Raw genomic sequence first — 20,327 nt, 5'->3', positions numbered from 1 at the left:
CATTTTTTAAAGATTTTCCTTTAATAAACATGAAATTAAATGTTTCTCGTCGGTGTTTTTTGCTGATCCGGATTTACTTTGGATCGAATAAGTAAGATAATCCACAAGCTAGTTGATCGATCAGCGTGACTTCATCAGTTTACTCACAATTCACCTGTTTGTTAGTCGATGCGACCCGCAGCATTTATACACAACATTAAATAACGATAATAACAATAAAAATAAGGCCTAGCGCCAGAACGGAGCATAATAATAATATGTCTTTATGGAATCAGTGCCTGGAGCGTTTGCGTCAGGAACTCCCTACACAGCAGTTTGTTATGTGGATAAGACCACTAACATCAGAACAAAATCATGATGCTGTAACGCTTTATGCTCCGAATCGGTTTATTCTGGATTGGGTTCGCGAGAAATACCGCGACAAGATCAATCAGTTATTTGTTGAGTTCAGCGGCGGCCAACAGGCGCCACAGCTGCGTTTCGAGGTAGTTCAACGTCGTACTGCTCCGGCTGCGTCTAATCCGGTGCCAACTTCTACCGACAGCGATCCGATCCGCGGATCTGCAAGGGGATCGTCGTTTCCTGCATCTGCTAATAATTATAGTCAGCCTCCTCAGCAAACAACTGCTTTCACTAATGACAACAGCGCAGCGATGCAAAGTCCACCTGCTGCACCGGCACCGGTAAGTGCCAGGGTTAATCCTCCATCACCGGCAGGGCAGACAGTCAATAGGGTCATCCCTATTCCGGAAGGAGTGAGTCACAAGAGCAATATCAATCCTACTTATCAGTTTGATAACTTTGTTGAGGGTAAGTCTAACCAGTTGGCCAGGGCAGCGGCGAGCCAGGTAGCTAATAATCCAGGTGGTTCTTATAATCCGTTGTTTATATATGGCGGCACCGGTTTGGGTAAAACTCACTTACTTCATGCAGTAGGTAACGGCATCCTCAATACTAAGCAGGATGCAAAAATCATTTATATGCATTCTGAACGTTTTGTGCAGGATATGGTTAAAGCGCTGCAGAATAATGCCATCGAAGACTTTAAGCGTTTCTATCGTTCGGTGGATGCGTTACTTATCGATGACATTCAGTTCTTTGCTAATAAAGAACGTTCCCAGGAAGAGTTTTTCCATACGTTTAATGCGTTGTTGGAAGGTAATCAGCAAATCATTCTAACCTCCGACCGTTATCCCAAGGAGATTGACGGGGTAGAAGACCGGCTTAAGTCGCGGTTTGGCTGGGGATTAACCATAGCAATCGAACCACCGGAACTTGAAACCCGGGTGGCAATTCTGATGCGTAAAGCGGCTGAGAATAATATCCAGCTGCCTAACGAGGTTGCTTTCTTTATTGCCAAGCGGCTGCGCTCAAATGTTCGGGAATTAGAAGGCGCATTAAACCGCGTTATTGCCAACGCAAACTTTACTGGCAGACCAATCACCATAGATTTTGTGCGCGAGGCATTGAGAGACTTACTCGCGTTACAGGAAAAGCTGGTGACGGTGGATAATATTCAAAAAACGGTCGCGGATTATTATAAAATAAAAGTATCTGATATTCTGTCAAAACGTCGCAGCCGCAGTGTTGCCAGGCCAAGACAAGTCGCCATGGCGTTATCAAAGGAATTGACGAATCATAGCTTGCCCGAGTTGGGTAATCTGTTTGGTGGCAGAGACCACACTACGGTGTTGCATGCCTGCCGTAAAATAGAGCAGCTAAAAGAAGAAAGTCATGATATAAAAGAAGACTATAAGAACTTGATAAGAACACTGTCTTCTTAACAGAAACCAACACAGGTGAGAAAAGAATTCGATGAACTTTACCATCAGCCGGGAAAACTTTTTACAACCATTACAACTAGTATCCGGGGCAGTAGAGAGACGCCACACTCTGCCGATTCTATCTAACGTTTTAATAAAAGTTAGTGAAGGCGCACTTTGGTTAACGGGTACAGATTTAGAGGTGGAGTTAATTTCCAGTACACAACTGAAAGGGGACTTTGCCGAAGGTGAGATCACCGTACCTGCCAAAAAGCTTTTTGATATTTGTCGTGGTTTGTCTGATGGTACAGAAATCAACTTTTCACTCGATGGCAATAAAGCCGTTATACGTGCTGGTCGCGGTCGTTATACACTATCAACGTTGTCAGCCAGCGATTACCCGAATCTCGAAGACTGGGAAGGAGAGGTTGAGTTTGAAGTATCTGGTGCAAATCTAAAACGCTTAATCGACAGTGTTCATTTTTCCATGGCACAGCAGGACGTACGTTACTACCTCAATGGGATGTCCCTTGAAACTGAAGAAAACCTGGTAAGAACTGTTGCTACCGATGGTCACCGTTTAGCACTTTGTCGACTTGATTACACGGCGGCTACCTTGCCAGCTCGTCAGGTTATTATTCCGCGTAAAGGCGTGCTGGAAATTTCCCGCCTGATTGAAGACGATGACAAGTTGTTAAAAATTCAGATTGGCGCGAATCATATTCGCATGTTTTCTACTGAGTTCATCTTTACCAGTAAGTTGGTTGATGGTCGCTTCCCTGATTATCGTCGTGTACTACCTAAGGATGGTGACAAGATTATTCTGGCTAGTAAGGACGTATTAAAAGATGCGTTCTCTCGTGCTGCTATTTTATCGAATGAGAAGTTCCGCGGTGTTCGTTTAAACATCTCTTCCGGTGAATTAAAGATTACGGCTAATAACCCGGAGCAGGAAGAAGCCGAGGAAATCGTAGATATCGATTATCAGGGCGATTCCCTTGAGATAGGGTTTAACGTTGCTTACTTAATTGATGTACTGAATTCTATTAACTCAAATAACGTTAAGATTAATCTGATGGATGCCAATTCCAGTGCGCTTATTGAAGACGCCGATGATGGTGCCGCGCTTTACGTTATTATGCCCATGCGCCTGTAGGTGCAGTGGGCCCGTCATTTTTGTAATCTTTGAATACATTGCCGAATCTCGATATTCGGCTTTGTTGTATTTAATCCCCGGTTTTTACTTCACTCAGAGCATAAGTATTGTTTTATGATTTTGGATAAGGTGCAGCTCACAAAGTTTAGAAACTTCGAGTCTGTGCAATTCAGTCCGTCTCCATCACTGAATATCATTACAGGTAGAAACGGTAGTGGTAAATCCTCGCTTCTCGAAGCGCTTCATTACCTGGGATACGGCCGTTCATTCAGAACTTCCAAACACCAATCGGTTATCAAACATGATAAAGATGCATTCACTATTTTCGCCAGCTGCCAGAATGACGACGGTAAACAATTCAAGATTGGTTTGTCTCGGGGCAATGCAGAACAGTTTAAGTGTAGCGTTAATGGCGAGCATTTTAAGCGTCTTAGTGATTTGGTGAGTCTGCTGCCTATCCAATTGTTTACCCCTCAAAGTACCGATTTGGTAATCGGGTCACCTTCAGAAAGAAGACGATTCTGCGATTGGGGATTGTTCCACGTGGAACAATCCTATTCAGAACTGATAAAAAACTATGGAAAGGTACTTAAGCATCGCAATGCGCTGTTAAAGGACTATAATGGACAATCCGCCCAAAATGATACGGGATATTGGGATCAGCAGATTATCGTGCTAGGGGAGCGTATAGATGCATTACGTGGCGAATACGTCAATAGATTGATTCCTGTATTCGAAAGCACATGCACGCAATTTCTACCTGAGTTTTCCGTCGAAATTTCGTATTATAGGGGCTGGGAAAAAGATAGCGATTTATCGCAGGCTTTAAATAAAAAGCTGCCTTACGATAGAAAGGTGGGATACACCTCCGTTGGTCCTCATAAAGCGGATTTACGCTTTAGGGTAAACAAGACCCAGGCCCAGGAAGTGCTATCACGCGGACAGTTAAGAATGGCAGTTGCTGCATTACAGTTAGCTCAGACAAAGCTATTTACGCTGGAAACCAGCAGGCACAGTATCTTTTTGCTCGATGATATTGGTGCCGAACTGGATGCAGAAAAAAGAGAACGGTTCATCGATGGGTTATTAGAAACTCAGACCCAGGTTTTTGTTACTGCCATAGAACAAGAACAACTTGAATTTGTGAATAAATATAAAGACAAAAAATTGTTTCACGTGGAACATTGCAACGTGAACGAGGAGTAAAACTGAATGTCAGAAGAACAGCATAATTACGATTCTTCCAGTATTAAAGTTCTGAAAGGGTTGGACGCAGTACGGAAGCGTCCCGGCATGTACATAGGTGATACCGATGATGGAACAGGCTTACATCACATGGTATTTGAGGTTGTAGATAACTCCATTGACGAAGCGTTAGCTGGACACTGTTCTGAAATCAAAGTGCAAATTCATACTGATGGCTCTGTTTCTGTTTCTGACAATGGTCGAGGTATTCCTACTGAACTGCACCCGGAAGAGGGCGTATCAGCGGCTGAAGTTATCATGACGGTACTTCACGCAGGCGGTAAATTTGATGATAACTCTTACAAAGTATCAGGTGGCTTACACGGCGTTGGTGTATCGGTAGTAAATGCACTGTCCAGCAAACTCAAGCTGACAATCCGTCGCGGAGGCAAAACTCACGAGCAGGAATACCAGCACGGTGTGCCACAACAGCCACTAGCCGTAATTGGCGATACTGAAAGCTCAGGTACTGCAGTACGTTTCTGGCCAAGTACTGGTACTTTCTCGGATGTTGAATTCCACTATGAAATTCTGGCCAAACGTTTACGCGAACTGTCATTCCTGAACTCAGGTGTATCAATTAAACTGAAAGATGAGCGCGACGGTAAAGAAGACCACTTCCATTATGAAGGCGGTATTCAGGCGTTTGTTGAATACCTCAATCGTAACAAAACACCTATCCACCAAAAGGTATTTTACTTCTCCAGCGAAAGGGAAGATGGCATCTCTGTTGAAATATCCATGCAATGGAACGATGGCTTTCAGGAAAATATTTACTGCTTTACCAACAACATTCCACAGCGTGATGGTGGAACTCACTTAGCCGGTTTCCGTGGGGCACTAACTCGCACCCTGAATAACTACATGGAAAAGGAAGGCCTCAACAAAAAAGCCAAAACCTCTACCAGTGGTGATGATGCACGTGAAGGGTTAACAGCGGTTGTGTCCGTAAAAGTACCCGATCCAAAATTCTCGTCACAGACTAAAGACAAACTGGTTTCTTCTGAAGTGCGTCCGGCCGTTGAGTCTGCCATGAACGAAAAACTGGCTGACTACTTACTGGAAAACCCAACAGAAAGTAAAATCATTGCCAGCAAGATTATTGATGCAGCACGCGCTCGTGAGGCAGCGCGTAAAGCCCGCGAAATGACCCGTCGTAAAGGGGCATTAGACCTCGCCGGCTTACCAGGCAAACTGGCAGACTGTCAGGAAAAAGATCCGGCTCTTAGCGAACTGTATATAGTGGAGGGTGACTCTGCAGGTGGTTCAGCCAAGCAGGGTCGTAACCGTAAAAACCAGGCTATCCTGCCATTGAAAGGTAAGATCCTTAACGTTGAGAAAGCTCGCTTCGACAAGATGCTGTCTTCTCAGGAAGTCGCTACCTTAATTACTGCTCTGGGTTGTGGAATTGGCCGTGACGAATATGACCCGGAAAAACTGCGCTATCACAGCATTATCATCATGACGGATGCAGACGTGGATGGCTCACACATCCGTACCTTGCTGCTGACGTTCTTCTACCGCCAAATGCCAGAAATTATCGAGCGCGGCTATGTGTATATTGCCCAGCCACCACTGTATAAAGTGAAAAAGGGTAAGCAGGAACAGTATCTGAAAGACGATGATTCACTGACCAAGCACCTCACTTCTATCGCAATGGACGGCGCTGAGTTATATACCAGTGAAGATGCGCTGCCTATCAAAGGTGTAGCACTGGAAAACCTGGTACAGCAGTATCAGGGCGTAGAGAAGATGATTGCGCGCATGTATCGGGTTATGCCGGTGAGTCTGTGGTACAAACTTATTTATACCAAAACACTGTCTACCGACGACCTGACTGATAAAGATGCGTTAGCCGCATTTGCCTCTGAGTTTACCAGCGCACTGGAAACACAGGAAACCGACGGTGCGTTATACAAGTACGAAATTAAACATGACGCAGAGCGTAGCGAATACTACATTGCTATTATCATGCGTATGCACGGTATCGACTACGAGTATAACCTTGGCAGAGACTTTATCGAGTCTGCTGAATATCAGCGCATTAAAGGCCTTAATGAAGCCATTAATGGCATGATGGAAGAGGGAGCCTATGTTAAGCGTAATGAGCGTAAAGAGCCGGTAACCTACTTTGTAGACGCACTGGAATGGCTAATGGGTGAAGCGAAGCGTGGTCAGTATATCCAGCGCTATAAAGGACTGGGTGAGATGAACCCTGAACAGCTTTGGGAAACCACTATGGATCCGGAAAGCCGTCGTATGCTACAGGTCACCATCGAAGATGCCATTGCCTGTGACCAGTTGTTCACAACGCTAATGGGCGACCAGGTTGAACCTAGACGTGCCTTCATTGAAGCCAACGCATTGAACGTGGAAAACCTCGACGTATAGGTTACTGTTACCCGTGTGGGATCTCATAATTGTTCCCAATTTGTCTCACATTGTTTCCATGAGTTCTCATAATTAATGCAAAAGGCGCCTCATTGCGATGCGCCTTTTTTTAATTCAAGTTCAAAAACAGAATAGTAATTACAAGTTTAAATCTTATCGAAAACCTAAAACGTACATAAATTATCGGCTAAAAGAAGGATAACTCGTATCTTTTCATTTCCCTGTGACGGCAAAAATTCCAAAGATTAAATTTGTGCAAGTCAAAATTATATTGGTACTTTAGAAAGGCTAAGCCGGAAGCAGAAAGATATAACAAGCCGAAGCGTTTGTTCGTCACAGGAGGACATAAGATTGCGCCATATTGTAAGTATTTTCATTTTTTCATGAACCGCATTCGTTACTGGTTCGTCTTTAAACTATATGACGATTAACAGTAGGTTCTAGTATGAATGAGTAATGGATAAAACTCTTTTATTTCAGCATCTTAAGTGTTTTCGGTGGAACATTGTTGGTCGCCCACATCGATATGCTTGCTGCCATTTTCTCAAATTGTTGGGAATTCATTTTAATCTTTGTATTCAACATGCTTTTTTTTAAGAGTTTAGGCCTTCTTTATGGTTTCATGATTGAGAATTTAGGTAACTTGATAACGTTTTGGAGCCACTTATTTTGAACCAAGAGACAGTAGCGTTGCTTGTCCTTGAGGTAATGGAAGGTAGTGACCATGCATTTTCAAAGTTGTATAGAGAACTCCATCCAGCTATGCGTAGATTCGTTATCAGGAGAACAGGAAACACAATGGTCGCAGAGGATCTAGTTCAAAACGTTTGGGTAAAGGTCACGAAACGCATCCATAAACTGGAAGACGTCTCTTTATTCAGAAGTTGGTTATATAGGGCGCTGCGCTGGGAATTGCTTGACTGGCAACGTGCACAAACAAAACTGGAATATAGAGACGCTGAAGATGCTGCATATGTTTTTCAAGTTGAAATGATAGATATACCCAAAGTGTTGTGTCAGTTAGAGGAAAAGGAAAGGACAGTTGTAGAACTATATTACTTGTGCGACTTGTCAGTTCATGAGACAGCACTAACGTTGGCAGTACCAGAAGGCACAGTCAAGTCGAGGCTCTCAAAAGCACGTAAAGTTCTTGCAAATTTATTTGAGTTACCGGAGTGAAAACGATGAAAAATGACGAGTTGATAAAACAAAGACTATTAGAAGCTACAAAAGAAATTGATGAACTTATTACTGAAAAAAACGACATCCAGTCCTATTTAAAACTTGGCTTTCGTTCTTCGACAGGTTCACTTGTCAGGATAGCCTATGTCATGGCGATTATTCTGACGGCATTGTTAATGTATGCTGCATATCGTTTTTATATATCGGCCCCGGCCGATGGACTATTTTGGGGCGTATGTCTGATTTTAAGTTTTAATGCACAAGTGGCTACTAAGCTGTGGATATTTTCACAAAACAATAAAAACTATATTGCCAAGGAAATTAGGTTAATGGAGCTGCGACTTGGACAAAGGCTTCTGAATGGTGAAACCAATTGTGAATAATGTCCATAATAGACGAAGCAAAAAAAAGTATCGTCGACTTTGTATTTCTTGCTCCTTGCAATTTCGATGGGTGTAAACGCAGATGATTCATTGTCTACCTCGAAGAGCGGGCATATTCGCATTACAAACTATCAACTTGAATTTGAATGTGCAGGTAAAGGAGCGCCTAACGTGTTTTTAGAAGCACCTTCTGGCATAAGCGCTCGCGATGCATTTCATAGAATATTAACGAAATAGCAAAATCGAATAAAGTATGTTTTTGTGAGCGTCTTGGCTTTGGACGAAGCGACCCAGTACCTGATGGTTTAGATCAGACAGTGAAAGACTACGCTGAAGAATTAGACGCGCTGATAAAAAGCCAATCTGACAGTCAGGAAATTGTTCTGGTTGGTTACTCATTCGGCGGCTTTATTGCTCGTTACTATGCTGCGAAGCATCCACAGCGAGTTAAGGGTATAGTATTAATTGATGCTGCGCACGAAAATTGGCTGGTTGAAATGAAAAGCCTGATGTCAGACAGCGACTGGAATAAGATGCAAAGTATCCTTGACTGGTTTCAAACAACACTGGGACATAATTATTGGGCTAGCCAATTTGAGATGGCTGAGGCAGTACTACCCCAGAGTATGAGGGTAAAAATAGTATCTCGTGGCCAACCATATCAAAGAATTCGACAAGCGGGTATATCTGAACAAGGTATTACCATATACAACGAGCTCCACGACAAATATCAGCGAGCGCAACTTACTCTGACATTTAACACCTCAAGAGTTATCGCAAAAAAAAGTGAACACTTAATCGTTGATTCTGAACCCGATGTTGTTATGTCTGCATTAACACAAACTATAAATCTAAAGTAATGCAAAATCAATAGCACGCCGAAGGCAAAGAGGTTTTTTATGGAAGGAAGTTGTAATTGCGGAAGCATTCGCTTCCACTCTTCAGATAGCATAACAGCAATAGTGAATTGCCACTGCCAATTGTGTCGCAAAGTGAATGGTAGTGCTTTTTCCACGTACGTTGTGGTACCGGATGATGACTTCGTTTTGAAAACTGGTACCTTGAAAAAGATACCGCTTTCAAAGAGAGCGACTAAAAGCTTTTGTCAAGACTGTGGAACTCCAATATATAATCAAAGTATCAAGTTTACAGGTCTGAAAATCTTATATCTAGGCTCACTTGATACACCAATAAAGTCATCACCAACAAAAAATATCTATTGTGAATCTAAACTTAGTTGGGTCACAGAGCTAGGAACAATGCAAAATTTTCCACACGGTTTAACTTAATTGTTCTTGAAAACAAGTAGTTGCAAAATATAGATTTGAGCCCTAGATAATAAGAGAAGTTACACGGATTTTTGCTAATTTGCCTCACATTACTTCCTTGAATTCTCATAATATACGCAAAAGACGCCTCATTGCGATGCGCCATTTTTGAGAAGCATGACAAAGGAAAGAGAGATAAACATAGCCTCTGTAGTCGCAAAACATTGAAATAACGAAGTAGGTGCTGCATACTCAGCATAACAACTAACCCTACTTTCACGCGCAGCATTGAGACTCCTGAATATAGGGAAAAAAGGCCGGCTCATTTGCCTAATGCCGATCAGTTAAGAAATTTATACTGATCGGTTGACCGATCTTTCTACGGGTTCACAATCCGATATCAGTCTCTGGTATCGGATTTTTTTATGTCTTTACTTACACACCTCGATGATACATTTGGTCATGCAGAAGATTTGAATGCTATCGATAAACTGATGTCTTTCGTTGACCCCGAACTTCTCCAGCAAGCTTATGAATTATCGGGTGTAGCGACCGTCAGGCGTCGACGATTACCTCTGGATTCGGTTGTTTTTACCATTGTTGGTATGAGTCTTTTCCGTAACGACCCTGTCTGGGACATTGCGAATAAACTCGATGTTTCACTACCGGGTAAAAATCGTTTTGTTGCGCCTAGTGCGGTGGTACAAGCGCGCCAACGACTGGGGGAAGATGCCGTCGGGCACACTTTTAAACTGATGGCACAGCGGGCATTTGGTGAGTACGCTTTTGAGCAGTGGTGTGGTTTAAATGTACTGGCGGTTGATGGCGTGATGTTTCGTACTCAGGATACTACGGAGAACCTTAATGCATTTGGTTGTGACCGGAATGCCAAGGGTGATAATCCGTACCCGCAGGTACGCATGTGCAGCCTGATGGAAACGTCCAGCCACCTTCTTTTGGCCAGTGAATTTGATAGTCGTAATGTAGGAGAGATGTCCCTCGCTGAACGGCTTATCCCTTCGGTGCCTGATAACTCTCTGACCCTGTTCGACAGAGGCTATTACTCGCTGGGATTACTCTACTTGTGGATGACTAAAGGGGTCAACACGCACTGGATGCTCCCTGCACGTAAAGATTTACAATACACAGTAAAACATCAACTAAGTGAAGATGATGCTATTGTCACACTGAAAACTTCTCCTCAGGCTAGGAAGAAGTTCGATGGTTTACCGGAAACCATCGAAGCGAGACTGACCAGCTACGAAATCGACGGAAAGACCTATCGGGTGCTTAGTTCAATGGTTGATGCGATGCAGTTTCCCTATGAAGACGTTGTTGATGTGTATGTTCAGCGCTGGGAAATAGAGTTGGGCTTCAGGGAAATGAAACAGACTCTGCATCAGGCAAAACTAACGCTTCGTAGTAAGAAACCTGAGATGGTGCGTCAGGAACTGTGGGGACTATTGCTCGCCTACAACCTGATTAGGATGATGATGCTAGATGCAGTAAAAGACATACCGGATTTATCTCCCTCTCGACTTAGCTTCGGACTCTGCATGAGACATATCATTGTGTTCTTCCTGACCACTATCCCAGACACAGTGACTAAACTGCCAGTTCACTATGAATACCTGATGGAATCGTTGAGGATGATGAGGTTACCGGACAAACGACCTGACAGGTATTATCCACGAGTGGTAAGGAATAGACCGGCTAAATACCCCTCAAAGAAAAATGCCAGTCAGCTTAACTGACTGGCATTAGGCTCATTTGCCGGTTTTTTTATTAATCTGATAATGAAAATTGTAAATTTAGTCTGATCAGCTTTAAACATCGGTTAACTTATTTACTTGGCTAATCACTGACGGTGTAGTCGAATCTGAACAAAATAATCTTTCGTAAAGTATGTTGTTCAACAAAAGAAAATCATACTTGTTGGTTCGAATATAATGACTGGAAGGAAATACAGTACGAAAACCACATACTGTAAGGGCTCAAATGTCGTAATAGCAGACATTGAACACTTCCTATAAAAACACAAAGTATAGTTTTTTAATGGAACACTGGTGTTACTATCAAGTCTCAGCAATGAGTTGTTATACAACCGACATTCCGCATCAAATTCAGGAATAAATCTCTTGGTATAATGTGCCAAGTACATCAATGATCACCTGCTGGCGCTCCTGTTTGTCTGTGATTACGGGGGGAGAGTCACCAATGCTGACTTCGTGGATCCCACTAAAGCACAGAAATACCCATCGTGCCGTTGGCTTCTGGGACGGTTTCTTTTTCATGTCAGGGAAGTATTGTTGTCTTTCTTTTAATGACGTTCGGATCCGGTGTTCAAGGGCGGCGTATATCATCAGACTGCACGTCATCACCATGAGCAGCGCTTCAATCCTTTCCGGTTTCTTTAGAAACAGTGAGGATGTCAGAAATTCCGGACTTTTGAGAAAACGAAATCCCCGCTCAACATGTTGCTGGGATTTGTAGGTATCTAACACTGTCTGCATACTGAGTTCCCCGCTACAATCATTGGTTGCGAGGATAAACATCCCGGTTTGCGCCTGAGCTATTCCAACTTTATCCAAACAGGTGGCTATCAGCCCATCGAGTTGGTATTCATAGTATGCTGGCTGTTGTCCTTTTTTGGGGCGACCTTTACCTAAGAACACGGGGTGGGCTATACAGTCAAACTCACTGATGCGGGTTGTTTTTAACGTCTTGCTAAAGACTTTCATTGCCGTCTCGGCATCGGTCTGGCAGGCAAAGCGTTGCTTACACAATTTAATAAATTGCTTGTGCTCTTTTTCACTGCTTTTAAGTAAATTGCGGGCCAGTGTCTGCTGCTCCCGTTTAGTCGCCTGCTCACTGCGCAGAATCAACCATTTCTGTTTCACTCCGGCATAGTCTGCATCCACCCAACAACCGTGGTAACCGTTACCCATGGCAGTGAGACTGGCTTCCGTCACGTTGCTTACGTGCTGCCTGGCGTCTTTGATGGTCATGGGGACTCGTGAGATAAACAATTGGTTCTGTGTTGCCAGGGCAGTGATAGATTCTTCAGTATAAAGCGCCGCATCGGCAACAAAATATCGGCATTGTTGTGCGGCCTTTAAACACTGAATATGGTGACGGGTGACTTCTGCAAAAGCTTTCTGGTCATTCGTATTGCCACTTAAAGCCTGCATATAGACAGGGATACCGGCTTGATTTTCACAAATCAGCTCCAGTATCACCTGGTTTAATTCTGGCCGGTGGTCCCGGCTGTAACCTTTAACCAGCTCAATGCGTTTAGTCTCGCTATCTTGTTCATCAACAGCGTATTCACCATCGACATGAAAACTGGTGATATCCAGGTGCACAGCGTTACTGGCTAACCCCAGCGTGTCGACCACTCGCTCAGCCATGACTTGATATAGCGACGACACGTCTGCTTCATAGAGGGCATCAAGACACCGACCAAGTACATCATCATTCAGGTGCTTGGCCTGTACACCCGGACCAATCAGGCGTTCAGTGGGTTTGTCAGCGAAAAAATCTGCAAACATGTGTAGGGTGCGACTGTGAAAACCCAAACCATTGAGAAGCATGGCGACAAAGGCTTCTCCATGAGTCACCTTATGCTCATTGTTTTTTGGGATAACCGCGTCAATCATCTTAGCGATACCAAGCTCCCGACACATACCGGATACTAAACCAAGATGGTCCATGCGTTTGATAGTTAACCCTGATAGGGAGGTAGTAGAAATTGCCATTTTGCTGCACCCAAAGATGAGTAATAGATCAAAATAGGGGATCGGTGTCAAGAAAAATAAATCAGTTAATTAGGTGCGGAATGACGGATACAAACTAGGAGAGGCCAGTGTCTTTAATTAATTCAATCAAAGAGCCGGGAGATTTATTGAAGAAGCTTATCCGAGATGGTAATTCAATCAACTTTGAAGATGAACCAGACAGGCTGTCAGATCTCGTTTTTAACTTCTCTGTTACATGCCACTCCCTCAGAGATTGGTGTATAAAATATCAAGGAAAAGAGTCCATCCAAGATCTGCTTCATACGGCATGGAATCAAGAAAAAAGTTTGCAGGCTGCAAAAGATATTGCAAACTCAACCAAACATTTTGGTATTTCTCGCTATAAACCAACTGTAAATTCAGCCGACGAGTCTGTGGGCAAAACTCTTGAGTTTCGCTCTAATCAAAATATTGCTGAAGCCATAGAGCGGGCTAAAACCGATCAAGAATATAGGGCTTCATTAGAAAATGAGGCCCCTAGTTATCAGATTACATTCGTCAATGGAGATGTATTAGCCCTTTGGGAGTTCATTTTCCAAGCTATAAGGTGTTGGCTTTCATACTTTGACACCAATGGAATACCAAGGGATGCTAAATTGTCTACTTCTATGATTTACATTGACCAATCTCAGTGGGGGCAGCTTGTATAACAGAGCCAATCACAATCGCCTGCTAAAATGCGCGCAGGCAGGAGCTCGGCCTGTGACACGGTGTTATGTTGAATGTCCGTACCTTGTCTCAAGCTGCCTCTAAGTTCACGCTTATGAGCGTTTTACACAATCTAAAAAGTAGATGCTTGACTGCTGAATTACATGGCTCTTATACAATAGTATTTCCATAAACAGAGAGTGCCAACCACGCCTTAAAAATTAACGTTCTTACATTCCGCAACTATATTTGCATCAAAAGTTAAAGAACAGCACGAGGTTGACATTTAACCAGTAAAAGAAGATTATTTTTGCATCATTGACAATGAAAAGCCCATTACGTGAAGCTTAAACAGGTCGCAACCATCAATGCAGGGTATCCGTTCCGGGGCAGAATCCCTGAAGTGTCAGGTTCTGCCGTGGTCGCGGTTCAGATGAAGGATGTCTCGTTAACGGAAGGTATTCGCTGGTCAAAGTGCTTGGAAACAGAGCTAAGTGGGAAGCGCGAAGCCGATTACCTCACCACGGGTGATATTTTAGTGGCTGCTCGTGGCAGCCATAACTACGCCGTACAGGTAAATCAGTTACTGGCTTCTACGGGAAAGCAGGCCGTTGCTGCGCCGCATTTTTTCCTCGTTCGTTTAAAAAGAGATAATCTGAAGAAGGAAAATATTCTGCCCGAGTTTATGGTGTGGTTACTGAATCAGGCACCGACTCAGCGTTATTTTGACCAAAATGCTGAGGGAACCTTAACAAAGAGTATTCGCCGCAGTGTGCTGGAAGATGCCCCTGTCGTTGTTCCGCCACTTGCTAAGCAGAGAACAATCATTGCGATGGCGAACACGTTGGGTGAAGAACAAAGGTTGATACAGAGGCTAGTAACCAACGGTGAGCGCATGATGGGCGCAATCGCCAACGACTTGTACCAGGCGTATGGTCACTAAATAGTCAGAAAAACGAATTTAAGACTTGAACCGGGACAGCCATTGATTGGCCCCTAATAAAAGGAAGCAATGGATGAACGATACGGCTATGAGCGGTAAAGACAAAATTAATCAAGACAGCATTAATAAAGCGCTGTGGAACGCGTGCGATACCTTTCGTGGCACCATAAGCGCCGATACCTATAAAGACTTCATCCTGACCATGTTATTCCTCAAGTACATCTCCGATGTATGGCAGGACCACTACGACGGCTATAAGGCTGAGTTCGGGGACGAGCCTGAACTCATCGAAGAGATGATGAAAAACGAGCGTTTTGTTTTGCATAAGGCGGCCAGTTTCTACGCTCTGTACGAACGCCGTCATGAACCCGGTAATGGTGAGCGTATTGACCAGGCGCTGCACGCCATCGAAGAAGCCAACGGCACCAAACTGAAAGACGCTGGTAAAAGCGTGTTCCAGGATATCAGCTTTAATACCGACAAATTGGGTGAAGAAAAGCAAAAAAATACTATTTTGCGTCACCTGCTGGAAGACTTCGCTAAGCACGAGTTGAATCTAAAACCCAGCCGTGTTGGCACCTTGGATGTGATAGGGAACGCCTATGAATACCTGATTAAAAACTTCGCGGCCAGCGGAGGCCAGAAAGCCGGTGAGTTTTATACCCCGCCAGAAATCTCGGAACTCATCGCCGAGTTGTTAGACCCGCAATCGGGCGACAGCATCTGTGACCCGGCTTGTGGCTCTGGCTCGCTACTTATGAAGTGTGGACGCAAGGTCGTGGCCAACCACGGCAGCAAGCAATACGCGCTGTACGGCCAAGAAGCCATTGGTTCTACCTGGTCGCTGGCCAAAATGAACATGTTCCTGCACGGTGAAGACAACCACAAAATTGAATGGGGCGACACTATTCGTAACCCCAAGCTGCTCGACAAAAACGGCGACTTAATGTTGTTTGATATTGTGACCGCAAACCCACCTTTCAGCTTGGATAAATGGGGCCATGACGAAGCCGAACACGACAAATTCAGCCGTTTCCGCCGCGGTATGCCGCCGAAAACCAAAGGTGACTACGCCTTTATCCTGCACATGATTGAAAGTCTGAAGCCAAAAACAGGCCGAATGGGTGTGGTGGTGCCACACGGCGTGTTGTTCCGTGGCTCGTCTGAGGGCAAAATTCGCCGGCAACTAATTGACGAAAACTTGCTCGATGCAGTGATTGGTCTGCCAGAGAAGTTGTTTTACGGCACGGGCATTCCTGCGGCAATCCTGCTCTTTAAGAAAAATAAGGGCGACGATAACGTCATGTTTATCGACGCCAGCCGCGACTTCAAAGCCGGCAAAAACCAGAACCTGCTGACAGAAGAGAATATCGCCAAGATCGTCGCTACCTATAAAACGGGTGTAAGCGTGGATAAATACGCCTACCTCGCCAGTATCGAAGAGATCAAACAGAATGATTACAACCTGAACATCCCGCGCTATGTCGATACCTCTAAAGAAGAGGAAGAAATTGACCTGATAGCGGTGCGAACAGAGCGTGAGCAGTTAAAAGCGCAACTGACCAACCTGGAAACCGAGATGGCCAAGTATCTGGAGGAATTGGGTTATGGTGCCTAAGGGATGGAGTGAAGGACAAGTTCAGGACTTCCTGTTACTTCAAAGAGGCTTCGACTTGACTGCAAAACAAGCAGTTGATGGCAATATTCCTGTCTATTCGTCTTCTGGTTTAGCCTACTTCCATAACGAATCAAAAGTTCGAGGTCCTGGAATTGTAACTGGTCGTAAAGGAAGCGTAGGTCCGGTATACCTCATCAACGAAGATTTTTGGCCTCATGATACGACCTTGTGGGTAAAGGATTTTAAAGGTAATGACATTAAGTACATCGAATATTTCCTGAGATTTCTACGACTTGAAAGGTTTGACGAGGCTTCATCAGTTCCAACCTTAAACAGAAACAATGTTCATGGTGTGAAATGTGTTTTTCCACCACTTCCCGAACAAAAGAAAATCGCCCAAATTCTCTCCTCTTGGGATAAGGCCATTACCAACACCGAACAATTGCTCGCCAACAGCCAGCAGCAGAAAAAAGCCCTGATGCAACAACTGCTCTCTGGCAAGAAGCGCCTGCTGAATAAGAATGGGATTAGGTTTAGCGGGGAGTGGAAACACCAAGGATTAGCATCACTTTGCACAATAAAAACCGGCAAGAAGGACGTAAACGAAGGTAATCCAGAAGGGAATTACCCTTTCTTCACTTGTGCGAGCGAGCCGACTAGAAGTGATAGCTACTCCTATGATTGCGAAGCGCTTTTGATCGCTGGTAATGGGATGCTTGGAAAAACTCATTATTTCAACGGCAAATTCGAGGCTTACCAGAGAACATATATTCTTTCGGAATTTAATGGGATTGATGTCCCTTTTCTTCATCAGTATATCCTCTATTGGTTGATGCGAGATATAGAACGAGAAAAGCAGCATGGCGCGATGCCGTATATTAAGCTCGGCCTTCTTCAGAATTTCAAGGTGCTTTTACCCTGTTTCGCAGAACAACAAAAAATCGCCACCGTACTGTGCGCCGCCGACCAGGAAATCTCCGCTCTGCAACAAAAGCTCGATGCCTTAAAGCAAGAGAAAAAGGCCCTGATGCAGCAGTTATTGACGGGTAAACGAAGAGTTTTGGTGAGCTAAGGGGGGACCACGTGGAGCTAACAAAGGACGTTGCATATCAAGCGATTGCTGAGTTTTTTGCAGACAAGCCGTTTGTGTTATTTGGCACAGGAACTTCATGTGCACTTGATCTGAGTTTTGGGATGCCAGCTCTTGAGCGCCACCTTCGAGCTGAGCTTGCTTATGGAATGACCGAAGCACAAGCACAGCAATGGCAGCAAGTGGTCTCTGCTCTTGATGTCGGTAGTCATGATTTTGAATCTGCAATGGACTTCATCAAAGATGAGGCGCTGACCAATCGAATAGTCGAACTTACTGCCAGCTTTGTTGCGCACCACGATAATACCCACGCTCATTCAATCATGTCTGGCTTATGCGATTGGCCCGCTGGCTCGCTATTGAAAAAGCTGGTTGAAGCTTTGCCGCAGGCAGATAAACGACTTCACGTCGCCACACCAAATTACGATTTGCTGGCTGAATACGCTTTTGTCCGGCACAACATCCCTTACATTACAGGGTTTCACGGTGGTTTCCTTCGTCGCTACGACTGGGCTGAGGCAAAAAAGTCTGTTCAATCCATTCAGAAAGGTCTTGGTAAGACAAGGCCGCCATTAAGAATTGTTGAATGCAAACATATCCGACTACACAAGCCGCACGGTTCGTTGAATACATTTGAATGGGAAGCCCAGCTTATTGAATGTAACAGCTGGATATTCAGCAAACCTGACGGCGTTGTACGGGCCATGATCACTCCTGGCACGTCCAAATATCAACGATTACACAAGGACAGAGCACAGTTAGCCGAATACGACACAGCTGTCGGAAACCATACTAGCTTCCTGTTTTTAGGGTTTGGCTTTAACGATTCCCAGCTTGTTAACAACGCATTTAGGCAAAAGCTTGAACAAGACCAATGCCGTGCGTTGGTGATTACTCGGGATTCGAACCCAAGAATTGAAGAGTGGCTAGGCAAGTGTCCGAACATGTGGCTCGTCTGCAAACAGGCTGACTCAGACAAAAGCAGGATCTACAACTCAAAATTTGAAAACTGGCTACATATTGATGACAAGGAATTGTGGCGTTTTGACGCTTTTACCAACGAATTTTTAGGAGGGTAACATGGCACTTTTTACTTTCAATGATGACAGCTACACGCTTGGCAACATCCGTGAAGTTGACACCCGAAAAGTAACTATTCTGGTTAACAGTGACAAAGATCTACGTAAAGCCAGAGTTGGACAGCTTGTAACCGTGCAACTCAGCGGTGCAACTGAATGTTGGCTGATTGGCATGATTGATAAAGTCATTAAAGCGGTGGTCACCCAGCCACTTACACCGGAAATAGCGGAAGATGATGCTGACGAGATAGATGCTTTTGAAGATAGCGTAGTCAATACAGTTAAGATCACCTTGATGGGCGCAGCCCGCTGGGATGCAGTCGCTCAAAAATATAAGTTTTCACGATCACTTGATCACGTCCCAGAAATCGACTCAACCTGTTACGTACTTAAAGACGCTCAATTAGAAGAATTTATGCGTGTGATTTCTGAGTGTGGCGATGGAGAACACTCACTGGAACTGGGCTCTTATAAGCTTAATGAAAACGCACGCGCTTATGTCGATGGCAATAAGCTTTTCCAGCGGCATGCCGCTTTGCTTGGCAGTACCGGCTCTGGTAAATCATGGACGGTTGCCTCTATTTTGGAAAGAAGCTCGCAGCTACCTTCTTCAAACCTTGTTGTATTCGACCTGCATGGTGAGTACAAGGAGCTTTCTTATGCTAAGCAACTGAGAGTTCCAGGGCCGGATGAGGTTGACGTAGATGATGACTCATTGCTCTTCCTGCCGTATTGGCTGCTCAATTCCGAAGAGATTCAATCATTATTTGTTGATCGCAGCGAGTTCAGCGCACATAACCAAGTTGTGGTTGTGCAAGATGCCATAACAGAGCAAAAGAAAGCATTCCTACAAGCGAATAGTCGAGCGGATCTATTGCAGTCTTTTACTCTAGACAGTCCAATTCCATATTCCCTAAATGAAGTTATTGGGAAGCTTCAATATCTGAATGAAGAAAAGGTTCAGGGAGCAAAAGGCCTAAAAAACGGTCCTTTTAACGGCGAATTCTCTAGGCTATTGGTTCGTATGGCCAGTCGCTTAAACGACCGACGTTATGGCTTCCTGTTCAACAGCCCAGACAAATATAACCAATTCGATTCGTTGAGTATGATTGCTGAAAAACTAATGGGCTTTGGCAATCAAAAACAAAGTATTAAAGTAATCGACTTCTCAGAGGTTCCCGCTGACATACTGCCAGTCATCATTGGCCTGGTTGCTCGTATTATCTATCAAGTTCAGTTCTGGACTGAACCGAATAGTCGCAGACCAGTTGCTTTTGTCTGTGATGAGGCTCATCTGTATCTGCCAAGAAAAGAAGGCAACCCAGTTGAGCGCAGAGCGGTTGAAGCATTTGAGAAGATAGCTAAGGAAGGTCGAAAATACGGCGTTGCACTCATGATTGTGAGCCAACGACCTTCTGATGTAAGTGCCACCATTCTAAGCCAGTGTAACAACATCATTTCATTGCGTTTGACAAACGCGGATGACCAAGCAACTGTTCGAAAATTACTTCCAGAAAGCCTAGAAAGCCTCTTAGAAGCATTACCCATCATGGATGTTGGGGAAGCAATGGTGGTAGGCGACTCGGTACTGCTGCCGAGTAGAATAAAAATTGATCCTCCTGCTGAAAAACCATTGAGCGCTACAATAGATTTCTGGTCTCGTTGGCAAGAAGACGTTACCAATGCCGATTTTGCGTTGGCTGTAGAAAACATGCGCAGACAAAACAGAACAAAGCCATAACCCGAAACTGCACCTCGGTTATC

The 20,327-nt window shown here is 44.3% G+C and carries 16 protein-coding genes; 15 read left to right on the top strand and 1 reads right to left on the bottom strand.

Translation table 11 applies throughout. From position 1 onward, the window contains the following. Positions 1 to 257: 257 nt before the first annotated feature. From dnaA to AC566Q_RS24610, 9 genes are all read left to right on the top strand, one after another. The gene (gene dnaA, locus AC566Q_RS24650; protein ID WP_499612188.1) at positions 258 to 1,784 is read left to right on the top strand and encodes a chromosomal replication initiator protein DnaA; all 1,527 of its coding nucleotides are present in this window, start codon (positions 258 to 260) and stop codon (positions 1,782 to 1,784) included. Positions 1,785 to 1,815: 31 nt separating this feature from the next. Beyond that, a complete protein-coding gene (gene dnaN / locus AC566Q_RS24645) occupies positions 1,816 to 2,919 on the top strand; it encodes a DNA polymerase III subunit beta (RefSeq protein ID WP_499612186.1) in 1,104 nt (367 codons plus the stop codon). A 114-nt stretch (positions 2,920 to 3,033) separates the two neighbouring features. After that, the gene (gene recF / locus AC566Q_RS24640; RefSeq protein ID WP_499612184.1) at positions 3,034 to 4,125 is read left to right on the top strand and encodes a DNA replication/repair protein RecF; all 1,092 of its coding nucleotides are present in this window, start codon (positions 3,034 to 3,036) and stop codon (positions 4,123 to 4,125) included. Between the two features lie 6 nt (positions 4,126 to 4,131). Beyond that, the gene (gene gyrB / locus AC566Q_RS24635; RefSeq protein ID WP_499612182.1) at positions 4,132 to 6,555 is read left to right on the top strand and encodes a DNA topoisomerase (ATP-hydrolyzing) subunit B; all 2,424 of its coding nucleotides are present in this window, start codon (positions 4,132 to 4,134) and stop codon (positions 6,553 to 6,555) included. Positions 6,556 to 7,263: 708 nt separating this feature from the next. Continuing rightward, positions 7,264 to 7,734: an RNA polymerase sigma factor gene (locus AC566Q_RS24630; RefSeq protein ID WP_499617616.1), complete on the top strand. Its 471-nt coding sequence runs from the start codon at positions 7,264 to 7,266 to the stop codon at positions 7,732 to 7,734. A 5-nt stretch (positions 7,735 to 7,739) separates the two neighbouring features. Further along, complete coding sequence (locus AC566Q_RS24625; protein WP_499612180.1) at positions 7,740 to 8,120, top strand: DUF6768 family protein; 381 nt, start codon at positions 7,740 to 7,742, stop codon at positions 8,118 to 8,120. Between the two features lie 224 nt (positions 8,121 to 8,344). Then, positions 8,345 to 8,980 (top strand): alpha/beta fold hydrolase, encoded by a 636-nt coding sequence (locus AC566Q_RS24620; RefSeq protein ID WP_499617614.1) that lies wholly within the window; start codon positions 8,345 to 8,347, stop codon positions 8,978 to 8,980. A 39-nt stretch (positions 8,981 to 9,019) separates the two neighbouring features. After that, complete coding sequence (locus tag AC566Q_RS24615) at positions 9,020 to 9,409, top strand: GFA family protein (RefSeq protein WP_499612179.1); 390 nt, start codon at positions 9,020 to 9,022, stop codon at positions 9,407 to 9,409. A gap of 404 nt (positions 9,410 to 9,813) precedes the next feature. Continuing rightward, on the top strand, positions 9,814 to 11,142 hold the full coding sequence (locus AC566Q_RS24610) for an IS4 family transposase (RefSeq protein WP_499612139.1): 1,329 nt from the start codon (positions 9,814 to 9,816) through the stop codon (positions 11,140 to 11,142). Positions 11,143 to 11,511: 369 nt separating this feature from the next. Here the strand turns inward: AC566Q_RS24610 and AC566Q_RS24605 are convergent, their stop codons facing one another. Then, positions 11,512 to 13,146 (bottom strand): IS1634 family transposase, encoded by a 1,635-nt coding sequence (locus tag AC566Q_RS24605; protein WP_499612177.1) that lies wholly within the window; start codon positions 13,144 to 13,146, stop codon positions 11,512 to 11,514. Positions 13,147 to 13,253: 107 nt separating this feature from the next. On the opposite strand from AC566Q_RS24605, the gene AC566Q_RS24600 reads away from it, so the two are divergent. The 6 genes from AC566Q_RS24600 to AC566Q_RS24575 all read left to right on the top strand — a co-directional run bounded on the left by AC566Q_RS24600 (position 13,254) and on the right by AC566Q_RS24575 (position 20,304). After that, entirely contained in the window at positions 13,254 to 13,835 is a 582-nt protein-coding gene (locus tag AC566Q_RS24600; RefSeq protein ID WP_499612175.1) for a hypothetical protein, read from the top strand. A gap of 338 nt (positions 13,836 to 14,173) precedes the next feature. Beyond that, a complete protein-coding gene (locus AC566Q_RS24595) occupies positions 14,174 to 14,776 on the top strand; it encodes a restriction endonuclease subunit S (protein ID WP_499612173.1) in 603 nt (200 codons plus the stop codon). 73 nt (positions 14,777 to 14,849) lie between these two features. Continuing rightward, positions 14,850 to 16,394, top strand: a complete 1,545-nt coding sequence (locus tag AC566Q_RS24590) for a type I restriction-modification system subunit M (protein WP_499612171.1) — start codon at positions 14,850 to 14,852, stop codon at positions 16,392 to 16,394. Then, positions 16,384 to 17,466: a restriction endonuclease subunit S gene (locus AC566Q_RS24585; protein WP_499612170.1), complete on the top strand. Its 1,083-nt coding sequence runs from the start codon at positions 16,384 to 16,386 to the stop codon at positions 17,464 to 17,466. Before AC566Q_RS24590 ends, AC566Q_RS24585 begins: the two co-directional genes overlap by 11 nt. An 11-nt stretch (positions 17,467 to 17,477) precedes the next feature. Further along, a complete protein-coding gene (locus AC566Q_RS24580) occupies positions 17,478 to 18,563 on the top strand; it encodes an SIR2 family protein (RefSeq protein WP_499612168.1) in 1,086 nt (361 codons plus the stop codon). Position 18,564: 1 nt separating this feature from the next. Beyond that, the gene (locus tag AC566Q_RS24575) at positions 18,565 to 20,304 is read left to right on the top strand and encodes an ATP-binding protein (RefSeq protein ID WP_499612166.1); all 1,740 of its coding nucleotides are present in this window, start codon (positions 18,565 to 18,567) and stop codon (positions 20,302 to 20,304) included. The last annotated feature ends 23 nt before the right edge of the window (positions 20,305 to 20,327 follow it).

Source organism: Alteromonas sp. H02 (assembly GCF_059682525.1).
This window is presented reverse-complemented; position numbering and strand designations above follow the sequence as displayed.

What these genes read in the sequence shown, in the direction of transcription:
- recF (WP_499612184.1), top strand. Translation starts at nt 3,034, where the DNA reads ATGATTTTGGATAAGGTGCAGCTCACAAAGTTTAGAAACTTCGAGTCT.
- gyrB (WP_499612182.1), top strand. Translation starts at nt 4,132, where the DNA reads ATGTCAGAAGAACAGCATAATTACGATTCTTCCAGTATTAAAGTTCTG.
- AC566Q_RS24575 (WP_499612166.1), top strand. Translation starts at nt 18,565, where the DNA reads ATGGCACTTTTTACTTTCAATGATGACAGCTACACGCTTGGCAACATC.
- dnaN (WP_499612186.1), top strand. Translation starts at nt 1,816, where the DNA reads ATGAACTTTACCATCAGCCGGGAAAACTTTTTACAACCATTACAACTA.
- dnaA (WP_499612188.1), top strand. Translation starts at nt 258, where the DNA reads ATGTCTTTATGGAATCAGTGCCTGGAGCGTTTGCGTCAGGAACTCCCT.
- AC566Q_RS24585 (WP_499612170.1), top strand. Translation starts at nt 16,384, where the DNA reads ATGGTGCCTAAGGGATGGAGTGAAGGACAAGTTCAGGACTTCCTGTTA.
- AC566Q_RS24610 (WP_499612139.1), top strand. Translation starts at nt 9,814, where the DNA reads ATGTCTTTACTTACACACCTCGATGATACATTTGGTCATGCAGAAGAT.
- AC566Q_RS24630 (WP_499617616.1), top strand. Translation starts at nt 7,264, where the DNA reads ATGGAAGGTAGTGACCATGCATTTTCAAAGTTGTATAGAGAACTCCAT.
- AC566Q_RS24625 (WP_499612180.1), top strand. Translation starts at nt 7,740, where the DNA reads ATGAAAAATGACGAGTTGATAAAACAAAGACTATTAGAAGCTACAAAA.
- AC566Q_RS24605 (WP_499612177.1), bottom strand. Translation starts at nt 13,146, where the DNA reads ATGGCAATTTCTACTACCTCCCTATCAGGGTTAACTATCAAACGCATG.
- AC566Q_RS24590 (WP_499612171.1), top strand. Translation starts at nt 14,850, where the DNA reads ATGAACGATACGGCTATGAGCGGTAAAGACAAAATTAATCAAGACAGC.
- AC566Q_RS24615 (WP_499612179.1), top strand. Translation starts at nt 9,020, where the DNA reads ATGGAAGGAAGTTGTAATTGCGGAAGCATTCGCTTCCACTCTTCAGAT.